Below are 16,834 nucleotides of genomic sequence, written 5' to 3' on the forward strand. Positions count from 1 at the left end.
GAATAATGATATAAAAAGAGACAAACGCCGAGTCAAAAAAGTAAATTTCGTGGTGTAGTTTTGGTTGCTCTATTAAAGTGGCTGTCTAGTTACCACTGTCTAGTTACCACTGAGTAATGAGCGCGCTGCATATTTGCAGCGCTTTTTATTTTAAGGGGGTCATTTCACCACTTACAGCTTGTTGAATTAAGGAATGAACTAGGATGACACTCATTCTAATTACCAATTAGTCCATAGGAATACCGCATGGTGTGTCAGCGTATATGTAGCATGGGTTTTCGTACCTATCAGAATCCATATGAATACCAAAGTCACCGGATATATCTACAGTTAATGAAGAACCTATTAGACTCTTAGTGTTAGTTCGAATCTCGATATATTGCCCTTGCAAAAGGCTCGTCAATTTTTGTTTAACAGTTATTCCTAGATTTCCAAACTTATCATTTGGAATTGCGTTATCTAGTGAGAATAGAGCTTTACTCCATCCATTAGTTTTAGTGTCTAAATAATTGGCAATATCGCTTCGAAGTTCTGCTTCGAGCTTGTTATTAATGTAGTTGCTTAATAGTGGAACACTAAAGCCAAAAATACGAGAGTCAACATTAATATTAAGGTTAATAGGGTTTACGTTTATTACTTGTGACTTACCTGTCATAAAGTCATATTTGGCATCTACCACAATATTGTTAATGGATACATTAGCATATACTTTGGCAATAATTGATGGGACATTTTTAAGTGTATATTTGGCGCGAGCTTTAAAACCAAAGCCATTAACACGGGCTAAAATTTCACCATTTGAATTAGCTGTAAGTTTAGTAGCTAGATTACCTGTCAGCTCAAAGTTTGTATATCGGTGTTTAACCGAACCAGAAGCACTACTTCGTAATTGTTCATCAATTTTAGTTCTTAATTTTGACTCAAGCGCGTTTCGCTTATTATATTGCATTTTGAGTATGTCATACACCTCATTGCTATTTGCTGATATTGTTACACATTTATTTTTACTGCCAGCTCGAACTGTTAACCGTTCAACTCGCTCACTTTGCATATACTTATTCATATTGGACTTTATCCAAAATGGGTCGCATTCATCGATACCATTGGCTTTAACTGGTGTAGTAAGTAATAAAATGGGAGTAAGTACAAGTGGTAAGGTAAATTTTAAAAGTGTCATCATTCTCTCCTTAAATAATTACGTTTAAAGTACAGGGACTAATTGCTGCGATCAAGATTTTTTACATTTTTTTCTTTTTGTTTACAAGGTGAGTCAGCTTTACTTCAGGGGATATCTATATATTTAGCTAACCTGAATCTCGTTTAATAAATGTGGTGCACTTCGACCTTGAATCTGACAATACGCAGGTGCGGGGGTACGCGTTGATAAATGTATGATTATAAATGGCCAGAGCGATTGTATGGCACTACGTGTTAGTGATGATAGCCTTTATATCTCGTAAACAATTAAAGGTCGTAACCCCCAAGTACACAAAAGAGCATCAGGTAAGGTAAAGTCCCCTGATGCTCTTTTAATCAACGGGTTCGTTTAATGCTCATTGTTAATAGCAATAATCCACTAGCAATAGCCAAAAAGTAATAAGGCATTCCTGCATCCCAACTCGACTGACTGTTCACGGCTAAAAAGTCTAAATATAACCCAGCTTGCAGAGGCCCTATATACCAAATAACTAAAAACACGACTTCAAACATTCGCTTTGTTTGCGTAAATGCACCGCAAAAATAGGCTAATGAAACCATAAACGAAATAGCCACAAACAATTGTACCAGCAGCAACCACTCCGCCATCACTACGTACCGTGCAATACTACCTAAACACGCTAATGCTAACAGTCCCCAGCCAGCACTAAAACTCGCCATATTTTGCAATAATGGGGATTGCTTACTGTAAGCCATAATTTCAAAGGTATTTGTTTGCCTCTCTAGCTGCCCTAATGGTGATATAACCAATACACACCACAGCAATGAGATAGGTAAAAAAAGGCTCAATAACAGCTCCTGATCAACAAAAGCTTGGCATACATTCAAAGTGACCAACCCGATGAACCACAGATTTGTTTGCCCTTTGAGCATTAACTTAAACTCTAATCGTAATAAACGTGTAAAAGCGAATGACTTTGTTGCGCCAGCAAATAATCTATCGAGTATTCCTGTGACTTTTTCAATTACGCTGACTATTCGCCATGGCTTTTTAGCCTCTTTCAGTGAGCCATTACTGAAACGATCAAAAAATAAAAATGCTAAACTCAAACCTATTAAGCTGATCATCAACAAAGGCAGCATTCCTAAGAGGTGCACAACACTTGGCTCAAACCCATGCCAAACAAATGTGCTTACAGATTCACTCGCTGTTATGCCAACATTGGTGCCACCTTGCTCTGCTGGAAAACGCGCAGCAACCTCCATATCTAAACTTTCAAGCACCGCACCAATGCCTGACACTCCTTCAATGCTTTGCGTTATCGAGCCAATCCACAAGAAAAAATACGCCACATTACCAAAACCACCTTTGAGCCACGTTATCGACTCAAACAAAATAGCAATAGATGCAATTGCTAATAACAGCGGTAAAACAAACACTAATTGCGGCCAAACAAGTGCCCACATATCAATCTGGTAGCTTTCGCCATAATAAAGTTGGATCAATACACTACTGAGCAACATCGCCAATACAATTGAAAGCAAAATCAGTACATTTACTCCCCACTTAGCGAATAAAAAAGCCTGTTTGCTAATCGACGTTGCTGCAATAAGCTCACACGTTTTTGATTGCCTATCTAACTCAAGTGCATTTTTAACTAAGTAAAAACAAATAATTGGTAAGAACATGACATTCAGCATCGCTAAACATACGCCAATCCACGCGCTGTTATAAATCCCGCGGTAGCCATTAATAACCAATGTTTGGTACTGTGCATCAGGGGATGGAAAATACAATAACGTTAATACAGACATAGCCAACAAGGTCACCATATAACTTTGTTGGCGTGTACGTTGTTTAAAGTCAGCTACCATACATTGCCAAATCTGTTTCATTAACTGATCCTCACTGCGCTGTGAGATACTGATTGATCGCTGGTAAAATACAAGTAAGCATCTTCGAGTGATGCCGCCCGTACCGTAGCTTTAGAGTCAGGACAATGATCCGCAACAAGGTTTAATTCAAGCTTTCCTTCTTTTCGAATGCTGTGGCTAACAATATACTCATGCTGGATCTGTTTCAGCTCCGATGGTTCAACCGTTAGTGTCCAGCATTTATCAGCCACTTTTTGCTGTAATACATCTGCTGTTGCTGATTGGATAAGCGTGCCACCGCGCATAATTACAATGCGATCCGCAATCGATTCAACATCTGACACAATATGCGTAGAGAAGATAATGCAACGATCCGCCGCAAGCTCGGTCAATAACTGTCTAAAGTTAGCGCGTTCATGCGGATCAAGACCAACTGTCGGCTCGTCAATGATCAATAATTTAGGATCATTTAATAACGCCTGCGCAATTCCAATGCGTTGTTTCATACCTCCAGAGTAGCCTTTTAGCGGCTGGTGCGCGGCGTGAGTTAAATTAAGTTTATTTAGTAAATCATCAATAACACTCTTGGCATGGGAACTTTCAAGCCCTTTAAGCCCTGCCATGTATTGCAAAAACTCAATACCCGACAGCTGTTCATACACGCCAAAATATTGAGGTAAATAGCCCAGCTCTTTGCGTAACAATTGTGGTGATTTAACAATATCTTGGCCTTGCCATAAAATGACACCTTGTGTTGGCTTAGTAATGGTAGCCAGAATTCTCATCAAACTAGATTTTCCTGCTCCATTAGGGCCTAACAAGGCTAAAATACCAGGTTCAACTTGCAACGATAATGTATTAATTGCGCATTTTGCATCTTTGCTTTTATTATATTGATGACGTAATGATTGAATATCTAATAGCATGAGTGTCTATTCCTAATTAAGTTACACTCATTCAGCAAATATTAAGCCATATAAATAGCAATTAATAATCAATAACTTAAATTTTAAAACTTTTAAATAAACAATATTGAATAACAACTCTCACCAAATAATGGCGAAAAGCATCAACGTGATAAGTTAGGGTCTTTCTCACCCGCTGATGCATGTAACTTATTCAGCCTAACCACTGTAAAAACTAAAACAAACTTTGATACTGATCTATTAGATAATCTGTGTAAGCAATATCGCCACGATAACGCGATAAATGCGTGGTATCACGGTACATTTGCGGGGTTATTTGCGGTATATTTTGATGGTTTTTCAGCTTAATACCAGTAGCTTGTTCTATTTGCGTAATTACCTCAGCTAAACGTTTTTCTGCCTCTGGTGTTGTTTTTATCCACTTGCTGTTTTTTGGCAGCATGATCACTTCAACGTTCTCAGATACACGTTGAAAGTTTTTTACAATGTTAATAAAGTGATCAACTAATAATGGCTCAAAATGAAGCTGCTCTATATCGGCACTATTAATGCGACTGAGGCGGTCATTTCTCATTGCGTTATCGGTTTGCGTAACGCGGTAATAGTCGTTAAATATGGCTAATGTTTCTGCTGAACGCTCTTGTGGAATAGTCCCGCCACCTTGCCATTCATAGCTCCATTCTACCGGCTTATGATCAGGGTATTCTTCATCAAACTTCTGACCAAGCAATCGCCCTAAGCGACGACGTTGCGCAATAGTTTCATCATCATCTTTAAACGTTTGATGTGACTGAGGAGGAAACATCCCTCGGCCAAAAAAGCTGGTGATCATTTCAGCTGATATATTACCGCGCAAATACTTTATATTGAATAACCGTACGCCACGAGTAAGATCATTTTTTGCAATTTCCATTAACTCCTCGTCATTGGCAAGCAACGTTAAAAACGAGTCTAAAACTGGCGCAGCTCTATCCCAGCGTGTTTGCGTGGTTTGAAACGGATTAAACTCAATCATGGTTAGCTTTATTCTGCGATCTTCTTTGATAAATTCATCCGCAATACGCCGTGACAAAAAATCTTGAAAATATGGGTTTAGCCCACCAAAGCCATAATTAAACGATTTAACCTGCTTACCCCGCAGCGCTAAATCAGCATCAAATTTTCGCGGCGAAAACCCAGCTCGCGTCATTGATGAACCAAAAAACATCACAACATCGTTTGGTTCTTTCACTATCTGTGGCAAAGCCGCCCGTGACTCAGTGACCCTGCCTAATACGCCTTGTGAATTTGCCCCCATCCCATGCAAAATAAGATGAATACTGATAAGTGCGAAAGCCATACATAAGCCAATAACAAGAATCGACTTTCCATATAATTTTTGTGATGTCATTGTTGCTGTACCTTGATGATTAGAATTGGAAATAGATAAACTCATTACTTGGCTCCCCGATAAATAAACACACGCCTTGCCCTAACATCATTAACAGCCAAAATAGCCAGGGTTTATTTTCCAGCTTGTCAGCGCCCTTTATTACGTAAAAATCCATAATATGTACAAGTAGCACCCATATACTGGTCATTACAAAAATAGTCATTGCGTTGCTTCCTGCTGCTATTGTTGAATTAAATACATGTAAATTAGTAATAATATCTATGGCAGAAGTTAAGTCGTTGGCTGCAAAAAATACCCAACCTATAAGGACTAAATAAAACGTGATGGCCCACTTAATAAAAGTAACAAGCAGCGCGTTGGATTGATTAAAACGTGCAAATATTTTCAACCCTGCTAAATAATGCGTGACAGTAATAATAGCGCCATGAAATGCGCCCCATGCAACAAAGGTCCACGCCGCACCATGCCATAAACCACCCAATAGCATAGTTAAAAACACATTGCGGGTACGGTTATTATTTCTGTTTCCGCCTAATGAGATATATAAATAATCGCGTAACCATGTAGAGAGGGAAATATGCCAACGACGCCAAAAATCAACCGGTGAAAGCGCAAAATAAGGCACTCTAAAGTTCAATGGGATACTAAAACCAAGTATCAGCGCAATACCAATTGCTATATCGGTATAGCCCGAAAAATCGCCATAGATTTGCCCTGCAAATGCCAGTACTCCAGTCCAAAGTTCAAGCGTGCTAATAGGGCCTTTTGCTTCAAAAGCATGTTGCGCTGGGATAGCTAATATATCAGCCCCCGTTTTCTTGATAAGCCCAACAGTGATCAGTAAGAAGCCATGTTTTACAGCCGTATATTTAGGTAATGCGATGGCGTGCATTTGTGGCAATATATGGCTTGCACGAAGAATAGGCCCTGCAACCAATTGAGGAAAAAACGATAACGCAGCAACAAATTCAACTAGACCTTTACGTGGCTTCATGTCGCCACGATAAACATCAATGGTGTAACTTAAACTTTGAAAAGTATAAAAAGAAATACCAACGGGCAACACCCAACCTAATGTTTCAATAGAGGCATTGTAACCAAGCGAAGATAACAACTCAGACACAGAGTTAAGTGCAAAATCGGCATATTTAAACACTGCAAGTAAACCTAAATTAAGCACCACAGATAAAGTCACCCATTGCTTTTTACGTTGCAGCGTTGATGCTTTATAAATAGCTTGGGCAATAAAGTAATCGGCTACCCCACTGCCTACCAACAATGGAATAAAACTATAATTCCACGCGCCGTAAAATACTAAGCTACCAACTAAAATTAAGTACACTTTGGGTTTTTGTTTTAAAAACACAAACCCGTAAAACAAAATAAAAATGGCAAAAAACCAAAAGAATATGGGGGTATTAAAGATCATGGTGTCACCTTCGTTGTTATTTCTTGTGTGATATGTGTTCTTTGATAAGGAATATTTGGGTATAAACACACTATTTCCTTTATTTAGAACGAGTTTGGCTAACCCACTAAAAGTAGGGTGAAAATCAATCAACAATTAATTGAAGTAATTTAAATAAACGTGATGCAGGCTAAATAAAGCCAATCGACTTAAAGCACGCTAAGGTGGTAAGTGAAGTAAGATATAGATCATTCGCGTGCGCCATTAGCTATTAGTAGCGCTTTAATTGACTCAGTACGCGCACGATTTAGAGGCGAGCGTCGCTGATAACCGTCAGAAACCCCTGTCGTAACTGCTAAGTTAACATCAGCTCCGCGTGCAACTAATAATTGGCTCATGTCGTAAAAACCAAAATACGCTGCATTGATAAGCGGTGTTTCATCTCGCGGCACAATTGCATTTATATCAGCGCCGTTATCTAACAATAGCGTTGCCAGTTCAATATTATTACTCATCGCAGCGACTATCAGCGGGTTACCATCACCACTTGATGACTGATTTACATCAGCACCTAAGTCAATCAATGCCTGTGTCATTGCTTTGTTATTTTGTTTCACCGCAATCATCAACGCAGTGCCATCGCCAATAACTGGCACGTTAATATCAACCCCATCATTTTTCAGTGCTTTAATTGCGCCAATGTCATTACGAGTAACGGCATCAATCAGTAAGGTACTTTCAAATTGCGGTAATAGTGAGTAATGTCGAGCATCAACGACGGTGTGTTTAATGCTGACTTTAGGTGAAAAGGCCTGTGTAGCTTGAATTGTGGTGACTGTTAGCCCTGCACAAACCAGCATAATGATCGTGATACGTGGCTTTTTAAATTGCTTGTTTTCTAAAACCGCGCCGATACGATAATTCAGCTCTTTTTTCTTACTAAATAGTCCCATTGCCAACACGCTCCGCTGCTCCATCACCATTAATTTTGCACAATCAATCAGTGACTGCGCGTATTGCTGCGTATTTTTAATTTCGTTCACTGCGCGTAAATCACACGCTATTTCACGCTCTACATGAATTTGCTTATTAAGCAGGCGGATCACTGGGCTCCACCAAAATAAGATAGCAATGATCTCCTGAAATAAGCCAAACCAGTTATCTTTACGTTTTATATGCGCGTTTTCGTGGAGCACTATCGCCAGTAATTGCTCATGCTTGAGTTGTTCAGTAATGCTTTTTGGAAGGATGATTTTAGGTTGCTTAAACCCAATAACCAAAGGCGAGGATACTTTGCTTGAAGTATAAACATCTGTATTAATATGGGCCGATAAGTGCGGCGCTTTTTCTATCGTAGAGCGGAGTAAGTTTCGTGTTTGCATATATGACGATAACACCGTAAATCCACGCCATATACTACCTATAAACCAAAGTAGGACACCAATACTGAGTAAAAATGAGAAGTTAAATACAATCTCACTGGGTAAATGCCAGTTACTCTCCTGATCACTCATAGCGACTTTATTATCAGTTGCTGAAAAGTTATCTTCTATTTTTGAATCAACCGATTGCGCAACTGAATTTATAACGCTTGAAGTTTTATCTGCATCCATTGTGATCAAAGTGAAGGGGATGACTGTTGCGACAATAAATGCCGTCATCCATAACCAACTGCGCAGCTCCGCACTCGATGGTACACATTTATTAATCAACGCAATTCCCAATAAAAGGATAAAACCAATAACAAGGTGGTGAAATGCCAACGTTGTTAATAAAGTATATTCAATCATCATAGCCTTGGCGTCCTTATCTTGGTTTGTTAGTCTTTACTTTGGTCGACTTTACGTTGCAGCGCTTCTAGATCATCAAGGTCTATGTCGGTCTCTTGCATTAAGTGTTGCGCCAACACCTTGGGTGAGCCACCAAAAAACTTGTTTAACATTGAGGTTAATGCACTTTGTCGGGCCTCTTTTTGAGTGATTTTAGGGATATAAATAAACGCTTTACCCTCTTTTCTAAAATCAGCATAGCCTTTTTCAGTAAGGATCTTACACAGGGTTTGTGTTGTGGTGTAAGCCGTTTGCTTCTCTTTTGATAGTTCATCCGTTATGTCGCGCACAGATGCTTCACCATTTTTCCAAAGCACTTCCATAATACTTTGCTCACCATCAGTAAGCTGGTTTGATTTATTTCTAGCCATCGTATTTAACCCTTTCTTTTAATCTACTAATTAATTAGTTTTAAATACTATAGCGCGCATAATTTCATCTATCAACTAATTAATTAGTTTTTAAACAAGCGACCACTTAACAGCCATTGAAGATGCTAATAGCAAGCTACAAATAATTAGTTGATGATTTGTAAATAATACATCTATGTTCTAGACCTAAAGAGTACCTATCAAATGGAGCACTTTTATGCCGACAACAAATACGGTTGATAAAAACACAGAGTTTGCCCGCTGTTTGCAATGTAATAAGATAAATACATTCGCTGCATTTCATTAAAGTTAGGATGATACCCATTCTAACTGTTACGTAAATTATCAATTAAAGCAGGGCGTTAAGTAAAACTTATAAATAATGAATTACGCAAAAAACTGAGCAATGCAGACAAAATGAAAGTAAAAATAGATAGCCAAATCGGACGACGATAGCTGTTTATTATAGGACGGCAAACGACTCGGCTGTATTGAACCAGCTTTTCTTTAGGTAAAAAGTGCAATATTACAGTGAATAAAGGCATGAATAAATTGACCTTACGGAGCCAAGCGAAAGTGAATGCCTTTAGTTTGCGCTGCGGCAACTGTATTGCCTTGTTCATAATATAGAAAAACTGCAAAACACGATGCATTAAGAAGGGGAAGGCCTTTTAACCTCAAATAAGCCACTCAGACACCTGTAATCCCTTCCAAAACGCCAATTAAAACAACACCAAACACCTACTTTATATTCTGCATAAAATACAGTAATCGATTGAACCAAAATAGGAACTCAGCTATGGTTTGTTTATCAATAAAAACAAATAAAAAACGAGTTAATCTACAGGCTCGTTGGGCTGTAGAATTACTCTTTTCAGGAACATATCTTACTGTTTCGAATTGATTGCCTTTTAACCTTGAACCCATTCGTTCGCTGTGATCTAATAGATATTATTCACTTACGGTAAATCGTTATGGCTCTTTCTTTGGGTGAGAAGTCAAGCCTGACTTATCCTGCCAAAATAAATTCATTCCTATCAATTTTGCTGAGCAAATTTTGCCAGGCACCTTTGAGTATGCCCTTTGTTATATTGTCGAAAATAAACTTGATTTATCGGGCTTTGACGCGTGGTATAACAACGATAAAACGGGCGCGGCGGCGTATCCACCCTCGGTAATGCTAAAGATTATTTTACTGGGTTATGCACATGGTTTAATTAGTAGCCGCCGAATTGCTAAAGCGCGTGAGACGAACATTTTATTTATGAGTGTGTCGGGTGATATCCAGCCGCATTACACATCTATAGCGGGTTTTGTGGCTAAAATGCATGAGCAGATTGAACCGCTGTTCACGCAAGTACAGGTGATATGTGATGAAGAAAGGCTGATAGGCCGCAATATGTTTGCCATTGATGGATGTAAATTAAAGTCCAATGCGAGTAAAGAGTGGAGCGGCACATTCGATGAGTTAGGTCGCAAAAAAGCAAAACTAGAACGCGCAAGCAAACGTATTATTGAACGCCACCAATCACAAGATGGGCTGGGCGAAGAATTGATAACTCAGGATTTAAAACATACCACTAGTCAAGTGGCTGTCTAGTTACCACTGAGTAATGAGCGCTGCATATTTGCAGCGCTTTTTATTTTAAGGGGGTCATTGCACCACTTACTGCTTGTTGAATTAAGGAATGAACTAGGATGACACTACCAATTAGTCCTTAGGAATACCGCATAGTGTGTCAGCATATATGTAGCATGAGTTCTCGTACCTATCAGAATCCATATGAATACCAAAGTCACCGGATATATCTACAGTTAATGAAGAGCCTATTAGGCTCTTAGTATTAGTTCGAATCTCGATATATTGCCCTTGCAAAAGGCTCGTCAATTTTTGTTTAACAGTTATTCCTAGATTTCCAAACTTATCATTTGGAATTGCGTTATCTAGTGAGAATAGAGCTTTACTCCATCCATTAGTTTTAGTGTCTAAATAATTGGCAATATCGCTTCGAAGTTCTGCTTCGAGCTTGTTATTAATGTAGTTGCTTAATAGTGGAACACTAAAGCCAAAAATACGAGAGTCAACATTAATATTAAGGTTAATAGGGTTTACGTTTATTACTTGTGACTTACCTGTCATAAAGTCATATTTGGCATCTACCACAATATTGTTAATGGATACATTAGCATATACTTTGGCAATAATTGATGGGACATTTTTAAGTGTATATTTGGCACGAGCTTTAAAACCAAAGCCATTAACACGGGCTAAAATTTCACCATTTGAATTAGCTGTAAGTTTAGTAGCTAGATTACCTGTCAGCTCAAAGTTTGTATATCGGTGTTTAACCGAACCAGAAGCACTACTTCGTAATTGTTCATCAATTTTAGTTCTTAATTTTGACTCAAGCGCGTTTCGCTTATTATATTGCATTCTGAGTATGTCATACACCTCATTGCTATTTGCTGATATTGTTACACATTTATTTTTACTGCCAGCTCGAACTGTTAACCGTTCAACTCGCTCACTTTGCATATACTTATTCATATTGAACTTTATCCAAAATGGGTCGCATTCATCGATACCATTGGCTTTAACTGGTGTAGTAAGTAATAAAAGGGGGGTCAGTACAAGTGGTAAGGTAAGTTTTAAAAGTGTCATCATTCTCTCCTTAAATAATTATGTTTAAAGTACAGGGACTAATTGCTGCGATCAAGGTTTTTTACATTTTTTTCTTTTTGTTTACAAGGTGAGTCAGCTTTACTTCAGGGGATATATATTTAGCTAACCTGAATCTCGTTTAATAAATGTGGTGTACTTCGACCTTGAATCTGACGTTACGACTTAAGTGCCCAAACACCCACTCAGGTTTTAAAACCTATGTCATAACCAGGCTGTTTTAAGTCGTAAACTCGGGTGTGATTGGCGTGTAAAATACACATAATTAAGCATCCTTCTGTGTATTTTGCATAGGCTGAGGAGAGTAGAGAGTTTGCTTGGTCAGCAATACCCACATCAGTCGAGCCAATCTGTGTGCGGTGGCGACCACCACACAATTAAAGTGTTTTTTCTCGCGTAATTGATTTATCCACTGGCTTAGCGCATCTGTTTTATGGTGGCTTCTGGCGATAATAGCGCGAGCGCCATGAATAAGTTGTTTTCGTAGGTAACTGTTACCGCGCTTAGTAATACCAGACATTTTACTTTTATCGCCTGACGCATATTGTTTAGGTGTTAATCCTAGCCACACCCCGAGTTCTTTTGCGTTCTTAAATGCCTGACCGTTCCCGATTGATGCTGCATAAGCAGAGGCATTGAGCATACCCACGCCAGGAATGGAGTGAAGTATTTTAGCGTTTGTATCCCGTTCAACGTGCGCAGCAAGCATCGCTTCAATGGCTTTAATGCGTTTAACAAGGGTTTTGTACTCAGTGTAAATATCACTCACCATTGTACGTAATAGCGGGCGAAGCTCAGAATCACTTTCTAAGGCAATTACCCCTTGCTCAAACGCCTTAATACTGACAGGAAATACATACCTGAAATCGACCAATAAACCGCGTAATTGGTTGGTTGCAGCAATGCGATTGTGTAGTAGCCGCTCGCGTATTTTATGGAGCGTGAGTATTTCTTGCTGAGCTTCGGTTTTAATAGGAACGAATTTAATATTAGGGCGTAAATACTCTTCCCCAATAGTGGGAAGAATAACAAGCTTCCATTACCACGCGACACGGAGGGATATTTGCCATAAAGGCGTAAAGCTTAGCTCTGTTTAAGCGTTTATTGTATTCTCTTTTGTGGTGATGATTAAAGCCAGCGACTTGGAATACATTTTTTGCTAAATCAATTGATAATGTGCTAATTTCATGATGGACATTCTCTTTAACTGGATGTGAGTTATAACCAGTTTGGCGCATTGACGCCGTTTTGGGGAGCGTCCATCTCATCACCCATTGTAATTATTACAGAAATCGCCAATAAAAACAGGAAGGTAAGCTCAGTTTATAAATAATGAATCACGAAAAAGACTCAGCTATATAGATAAAACGAAAGTAAATGCCTTTACTTTACACTGCTGCAATAGTATTGCTTTGTTCATAATAGTGAAAAGCTGGAAAGCAAGATGCTTTTTATCACCTCATGTAAGCCACTCAAACAGCAGTAATCCCTTTCAAAATGCCAACTAAAATAGCAGTAAATCTTCTTTTAATTTTTTACGCAAGATTGAAGTAACCAATTGACCCAAAAAAGGAACTCAGCTATGGTTAAAGCATCGATAGATGTAAATAAAAATAAGTTAATATAAGGCTTGTATAAGCATATATTACAAATCAGGCAGGAGAAAAAATATGCCAGTATGTGATGGGAATAATTGTTCAAATAATATTCCATGGAGAATTACTAGTGCTAGTCTTCAGGTTTCGAGTCGAACAGAAAAATTTAAAATAGATGAGATTAAAAAGGTTCTAAATCAAGTAATCCGTACTGCATATGGAGGCTGTTCAAATGTAATAAATGTTGCGGCGAAGGGCGTTGTTTTTAAAAATTATTGTAATAAGTGTTGGTCAAAACAAGCTGCGAGCTGGGGAGATATAGAAACCTACAAAGATGCTCGCGCAAAAACGGATTCTACAGGTATTTATTTTCAGGTTTTGAGTCCTTCATTCATAGTAAATCATTCACCAGATTTAGAGCGAATACTTTCTTGTGCGTGTCACGAATTAATGCACTACTGGTCCCATAACTCTATGGGATTACAGGATTACAACCGAACCATAAATGTAGATTGGGATGAAGCTGTTGCAGACTTACTAGGTTACCTTACCTACAAAGAGTATTTTCGTGGGCGTTTCAAAAAGTATATTACTCCCTATAATAAATATCCTAAATGTATCGACCTTGCTAGGCAATCATTTATGAGTAGGCCTAAATTTCAATGGAACAAAATAATAGAGGGTGGTGATGAGCGTGCGCAATTGCCCACGGAGCTGAAATTATTTTTCGATAAACAAGCCTGGGATAAGTCGATGCCTCAAGTTTTGAAGTTAAAAGCCTCAGATATTGTTTCAGAAATATTATTTAGCTCATTGGTCAAGTGGTTCTTTAATGGACCCCATGAAAGGGCTCCATCTATTGGAAAGAATTGTAGAGAGTTTTTGACTGCAAATGGTATTCAAAAGCTCATTAACACTAGTCAAGTGTTTCCTGCATATGCCGGATATGACACAGAACACATATTATAATTTTCCATTATCGGTTTAGAATTGGGCTACGCGAAAGTAGCCTAACAAGTTGCTGCACTCTGAAATTTACTTGCTACGCTCATCATTTTTGGTGAGCAGCAATTAGGAACACTGGACTTTCTATAGTTTTTTAGAGGTTGTGCACTTCGCTTGAATCTGGCTTTGAATCACTTTACCACTACAGGGAAGAGTTTTTTTCTTCAATTAGAGTGTCTATCAGGTTTAATTCCTTAAAATAGCCGTGAGTTCTCTTATTATATTTTAATGGTAATGCAGCAAACAATTGAACTAAAATAGGAACTAAGTTATGGTTTGAATGCCAATAAAAAGTAAACAAAAAATGAGCTAATCTGTAGGCTCATTATATTAAACAAGGATTGTATATGAATTTTAAATTATTAATGTGCACGCTTAGCTTTTCTCTCCTCTTTGCCTGTAATGACAGTTCCCCAGATAGCCAAACAACAGAATTAACTAATTTAGTAGGGACTAACTATCAAAAGTGGAAAAACTCTAATATAAATACGTACGCATTTACATATCATGCACCGCCTAGTGATTGCCCAGCAACTGATGCACTCCCTCCTGTAGAAATAACGATTGAGAACAATGTAATTACCAAACTTTACATACCTGAACTAGGTGAAAGCTTAGAACTCGATTCTCAGGTGTATCCAACTATTGCGGATGTTTTCGAAAATATGCTTAAGTCAGTTGAACATATCAAAGGTACTCCATCATTTGATAAAACGTTTGGCTATCCCATAAGCTATGAAACGGATATTAGTGATTTAGAATGTGATGGTTATTCAATAACCATAACTTCATTTATGTAAACAGAATGGGTAGCCGGAGGTCTTCGATCTCCAGCCTTAAACTATCCTCAAAACAAATTAAAATAACTCCATCCTAATTATTATGAAAAATGATAAAAAGCTGAGGCACTGAGTCTATTTTTTAAGATTTAAAGGGTAATATTTCTGTCAATCAAGGCATGAATAAATTGACCTTACGCGAGAAAATAAGGGTAAATGCCTTTACTTTATACTGTGGCAACTGTATTGCATTGTTTATAATAAAAAGCTGAAAAGCTTGATGTATTAAGAAAGTTAAGCCCTTTCAGCCTCAAATATATTCCAAAATACCCATCAACCAACATTAAATCCTTTTTATATTCAGCATAAAAGTATTGTAATCGATTGACCTAAAATAGGAACTCAGATAAGGTCAATGTATTAAAAATAAATTTAAAACGAGTAATTCTACAATCTCGTTAAAGCTTAAACCAAGGTGACATAAATGAATTTAACTCCGGAAGGCGCTCGAGCTGCTCAACTAGGCGGGCCTGAAAAGTTACAACTGGCAGGTAGGCTTGTTCGAGGAGAAGAAGATATAAATCGATATGTAAGAGGGGTTTGTTATGATGCGGCCGCTTTTGTTAAATTCCTTTTAGGTAATAAACTACTTCATGGTGGTGCAGGGATCTCAATTGCACAACTGTTAACTACTTCGGGGCAAGGATGGATTTCTAACTTGAACTCAGATGTACGCTGGAACTATCGAGCTCATATACCTGCTGGCAGTGTTATTACATTTCGAAGGTTGATAGATAATCAAGTTTTTCATGCAGCTATAGCGGTAGGTATGACGTCAATTCGTGCTGTGAATGGGCTTAAACTGGGGGCTGGCTGGTCAGTACCAGCTAACTTAAGCACAGTATTAAGGTTGAGTCCTAACCACTCAGCCCGTGATGAAAATGTATTTTTGTACGATAACACGGATATTGTGGTTCAGATCCAAAGAAATCTTGCCTCTATTAGGTAGTTATAACTATATGGTTTTAAAAGTGATTGCAGTCAGTTGACTAAGCTGAGCGCTGGCTGTTTTCACTAAAGTGATTATTTAAGGCAGATTTTTTTGCTCGTTTATTGAGTGGTTACTTTGTTATTAATCGCCTATTGTTTTTTATTTAACTCACTAGGTTACAAATTTTTCACCACGATTAAATCCCCCCAAGACTGAACAAATTTCAATCCACAAAGGTCAACACGCCCTAATGTAATAATTATTAATATAATAACTATTTGAAAGAGTGACTATGATTATAAAAACAAAAAATAGGCTTTAGTACCCTACTAAGTGCTTTATTGATTACACCAGCTTTAAGTTTTGCAAAAACAGATACGCCTACAACTCCTGAACAGTGGCGCAGCATCACTAATAGCGATATAGATGCAGCTTATAACATAACAGTACTAAACCACCTTGGTATGGTTGATTTCAGGTTTAGGCAAGGTGATTGTGCCTAACAAAGTATACGTTAATAGAGCCCGTGGTAAAGGTAATTATTATAAACCAGATATCGCGTAAAGTAGCATTGATTGGATGACTGGTCTGTTACTTGAGGAAATTAAAAGCTGTATTGGTATATATCGTCTTAAATAGCTTTTAGGCGTACCCAGAATATGTATTGCTGTTCAGGTGCCATTGTATACTGATGAACGAAATTATCAGGCTTTAGCATAATCAAACTCTCTTTTTGTGTCTTGATGTCGAAGGCTCAAATCCCAGTGGTTTCTCGGTAAAAGTATAAGATTTGGTCAATAAGTTACCAGTCGAGCCAATTGATT

At 38.2% G+C, this 16,834-nt stretch carries 12 protein-coding genes and 3 pseudogenes; 6 read left to right on the forward strand and 9 right to left on the reverse strand.

Translation table 11 applies throughout. The annotated features are described in order from the left end of the window. Positions 1-226: 226 nt before the first annotated feature. The 7 genes from PALI_RS17950 to PALI_RS17980 all read right to left on the reverse strand — a co-directional run bounded on the left by PALI_RS17950 (position 227) and on the right by PALI_RS17980 (position 8,960). Positions 227-1,180: a hypothetical protein gene (locus PALI_RS17950; protein ID WP_193156961.1), complete on the reverse strand. Its 954-nt coding sequence runs from the start codon at positions 1,178-1,180 to the stop codon at positions 227-229. A gap of 353 nt (positions 1,181-1,533) precedes the next feature. Beyond that, a complete protein-coding gene (locus PALI_RS17955; protein ID WP_193156962.1) occupies positions 1,534-3,054 on the reverse strand; it encodes a hypothetical protein in 1,521 nt (506 codons plus the stop codon). Continuing rightward, the gene (locus PALI_RS17960) at positions 3,054-3,959 is read right to left on the reverse strand and encodes an ABC transporter ATP-binding protein (RefSeq protein ID WP_193156963.1); all 906 of its coding nucleotides are present in this window, start codon (positions 3,957-3,959) and stop codon (positions 3,054-3,056) included. Before PALI_RS17960 ends, PALI_RS17955 begins: the two co-directional genes overlap by 1 nt. Positions 3,960-4,173: 214 nt before the next feature. Further along, on the reverse strand, positions 4,174-5,394 hold the full coding sequence (locus PALI_RS17965; protein ID WP_193156965.1) for a hypothetical protein: 1,221 nt from the start codon (positions 5,392-5,394) through the stop codon (positions 4,174-4,176). Beyond that, positions 5,369-6,781, reverse strand: coding sequence for an MBOAT family O-acyltransferase (locus tag PALI_RS17970; RefSeq protein ID WP_064435308.1), 1,413 nt, complete (start codon positions 6,779-6,781; stop codon positions 5,369-5,371). Before PALI_RS17970 ends, PALI_RS17965 begins: the two co-directional genes overlap by 26 nt. Positions 6,782-7,008: 227 nt before the next feature. Then, complete coding sequence (locus tag PALI_RS17975; RefSeq protein ID WP_193156967.1) at positions 7,009-8,553, reverse strand: M56 family metallopeptidase; 1,545 nt, start codon at positions 8,551-8,553, stop codon at positions 7,009-7,011. A 26-nt stretch (positions 8,554-8,579) separates the two neighbouring features. Then, positions 8,580-8,960: a BlaI/MecI/CopY family transcriptional regulator gene (locus PALI_RS17980; RefSeq protein WP_193156969.1), complete on the reverse strand. Its 381-nt coding sequence runs from the start codon at positions 8,958-8,960 to the stop codon at positions 8,580-8,582. Between the two features lie 333 nt (positions 8,961-9,293). Between PALI_RS17980 and PALI_RS20430 the strand changes: the two are divergent. Both PALI_RS20430 and PALI_RS17985 read left to right on the forward strand, forming a co-directional pair. Beyond that, positions 9,294-9,616: pseudogene (locus PALI_RS20430) on the forward strand (hypothetical protein); the annotation flags it as partial. 374 nt (positions 9,617-9,990) lie between these two features. After that, positions 9,991-10,533: pseudogene (locus tag PALI_RS17985) on the forward strand (transposase); the annotation flags it as partial. A 138-nt stretch (positions 10,534-10,671) separates the two neighbouring features. Here the strand turns inward: PALI_RS17985 and PALI_RS17990 are convergent. Together PALI_RS17990 and PALI_RS17995 are read right to left on the reverse strand one after the other, a co-directional pair. Then, positions 10,672-11,625 carry a hypothetical protein gene (locus tag PALI_RS17990; RefSeq protein WP_193156972.1) on the reverse strand — a complete coding sequence of 318 codons (954 nt, stop codon included), beginning with the start codon at positions 11,623-11,625 and terminating at the stop codon, positions 10,672-10,674. A 280-nt stretch (positions 11,626-11,905) separates the two neighbouring features. Beyond that, positions 11,906-12,878: pseudogene (locus tag PALI_RS17995) on the reverse strand (IS110 family RNA-guided transposase). 432 nt (positions 12,879-13,310) lie between these two features. On the opposite strand from PALI_RS17995, the gene PALI_RS18000 reads away from it, so the two are divergent. From PALI_RS18000 to PALI_RS18015, 4 genes are all read left to right on the forward strand, one after another. After that, entirely contained in the window at positions 13,311-14,204 is an 894-nt protein-coding gene (locus tag PALI_RS18000) for a hypothetical protein (RefSeq protein ID WP_193156974.1), read from the forward strand. 383 nt (positions 14,205-14,587) lie between these two features. Further along, entirely contained in the window at positions 14,588-15,040 is a 453-nt protein-coding gene (locus PALI_RS18005) for a DUF6174 domain-containing protein (RefSeq protein ID WP_193156976.1), read from the forward strand. A 463-nt stretch (positions 15,041-15,503) separates the two neighbouring features. After that, positions 15,504-16,028, forward strand: a complete 525-nt coding sequence (locus PALI_RS18010) for an urea amidohydrolase (RefSeq protein ID WP_193156978.1) — start codon at positions 15,504-15,506, stop codon at positions 16,026-16,028. Positions 16,029-16,351: 323 nt separating this feature from the next. Further along, positions 16,352-16,513, forward strand: coding sequence for a hypothetical protein (locus PALI_RS18015; protein WP_193156979.1), 162 nt, complete (start codon positions 16,352-16,354; stop codon positions 16,511-16,513). The last annotated feature ends 321 nt before the right edge of the window (positions 16,514-16,834 follow it).

It is taken from the genome of Pseudoalteromonas aliena SW19, assembly GCF_014905615.1.
Classification (GTDB): domain Bacteria; phylum Pseudomonadota; class Gammaproteobacteria; order Enterobacterales; family Alteromonadaceae; genus Pseudoalteromonas; species Pseudoalteromonas aliena.

Excerpts from the sequence above, each read along its gene's own strand:
- PALI_RS17950 (WP_193156961.1), bottom strand. The coding sequence starts at position 1,180 with ATGATGACACTTTTAAAATTTACCTTACCACTTGTACTTACTCCCATT.
- PALI_RS17955 (WP_193156962.1), bottom strand. The coding sequence starts at position 3,054 with ATGAAACAGATTTGGCAATGTATGGTAGCTGACTTTAAACAACGTACA.
- PALI_RS17960 (WP_193156963.1), bottom strand. The coding sequence starts at position 3,959 with ATGCTATTAGATATTCAATCATTACGTCATCAATATAATAAAAGCAAA.
- PALI_RS17965 (WP_193156965.1), bottom strand. The coding sequence starts at position 5,394 with ATGAGTTTATCTATTTCCAATTCTAATCATCAAGGTACAGCAACAATG.
- PALI_RS17970 (WP_064435308.1), bottom strand. The coding sequence starts at position 6,781 with ATGATCTTTAATACCCCCATATTCTTTTGGTTTTTTGCCATTTTTATT.
- PALI_RS17975 (WP_193156967.1), bottom strand. The coding sequence starts at position 8,553 with ATGATGATTGAATATACTTTATTAACAACGTTGGCATTTCACCACCTT.
- PALI_RS17980 (WP_193156969.1), bottom strand. The coding sequence starts at position 8,960 with ATGGCTAGAAATAAATCAAACCAGCTTACTGATGGTGAGCAAAGTATT.
- PALI_RS17990 (WP_193156972.1), bottom strand. The coding sequence starts at position 11,625 with ATGATGACACTTTTAAAACTTACCTTACCACTTGTACTGACCCCCCTT.
- PALI_RS18000 (WP_193156974.1), top strand. The coding sequence starts at position 13,311 with ATGCCAGTATGTGATGGGAATAATTGTTCAAATAATATTCCATGGAGA.
- PALI_RS18005 (WP_193156976.1), top strand. The coding sequence starts at position 14,588 with ATGAATTTTAAATTATTAATGTGCACGCTTAGCTTTTCTCTCCTCTTT.
- PALI_RS18010 (WP_193156978.1), top strand. The coding sequence starts at position 15,504 with ATGAATTTAACTCCGGAAGGCGCTCGAGCTGCTCAACTAGGCGGGCCT.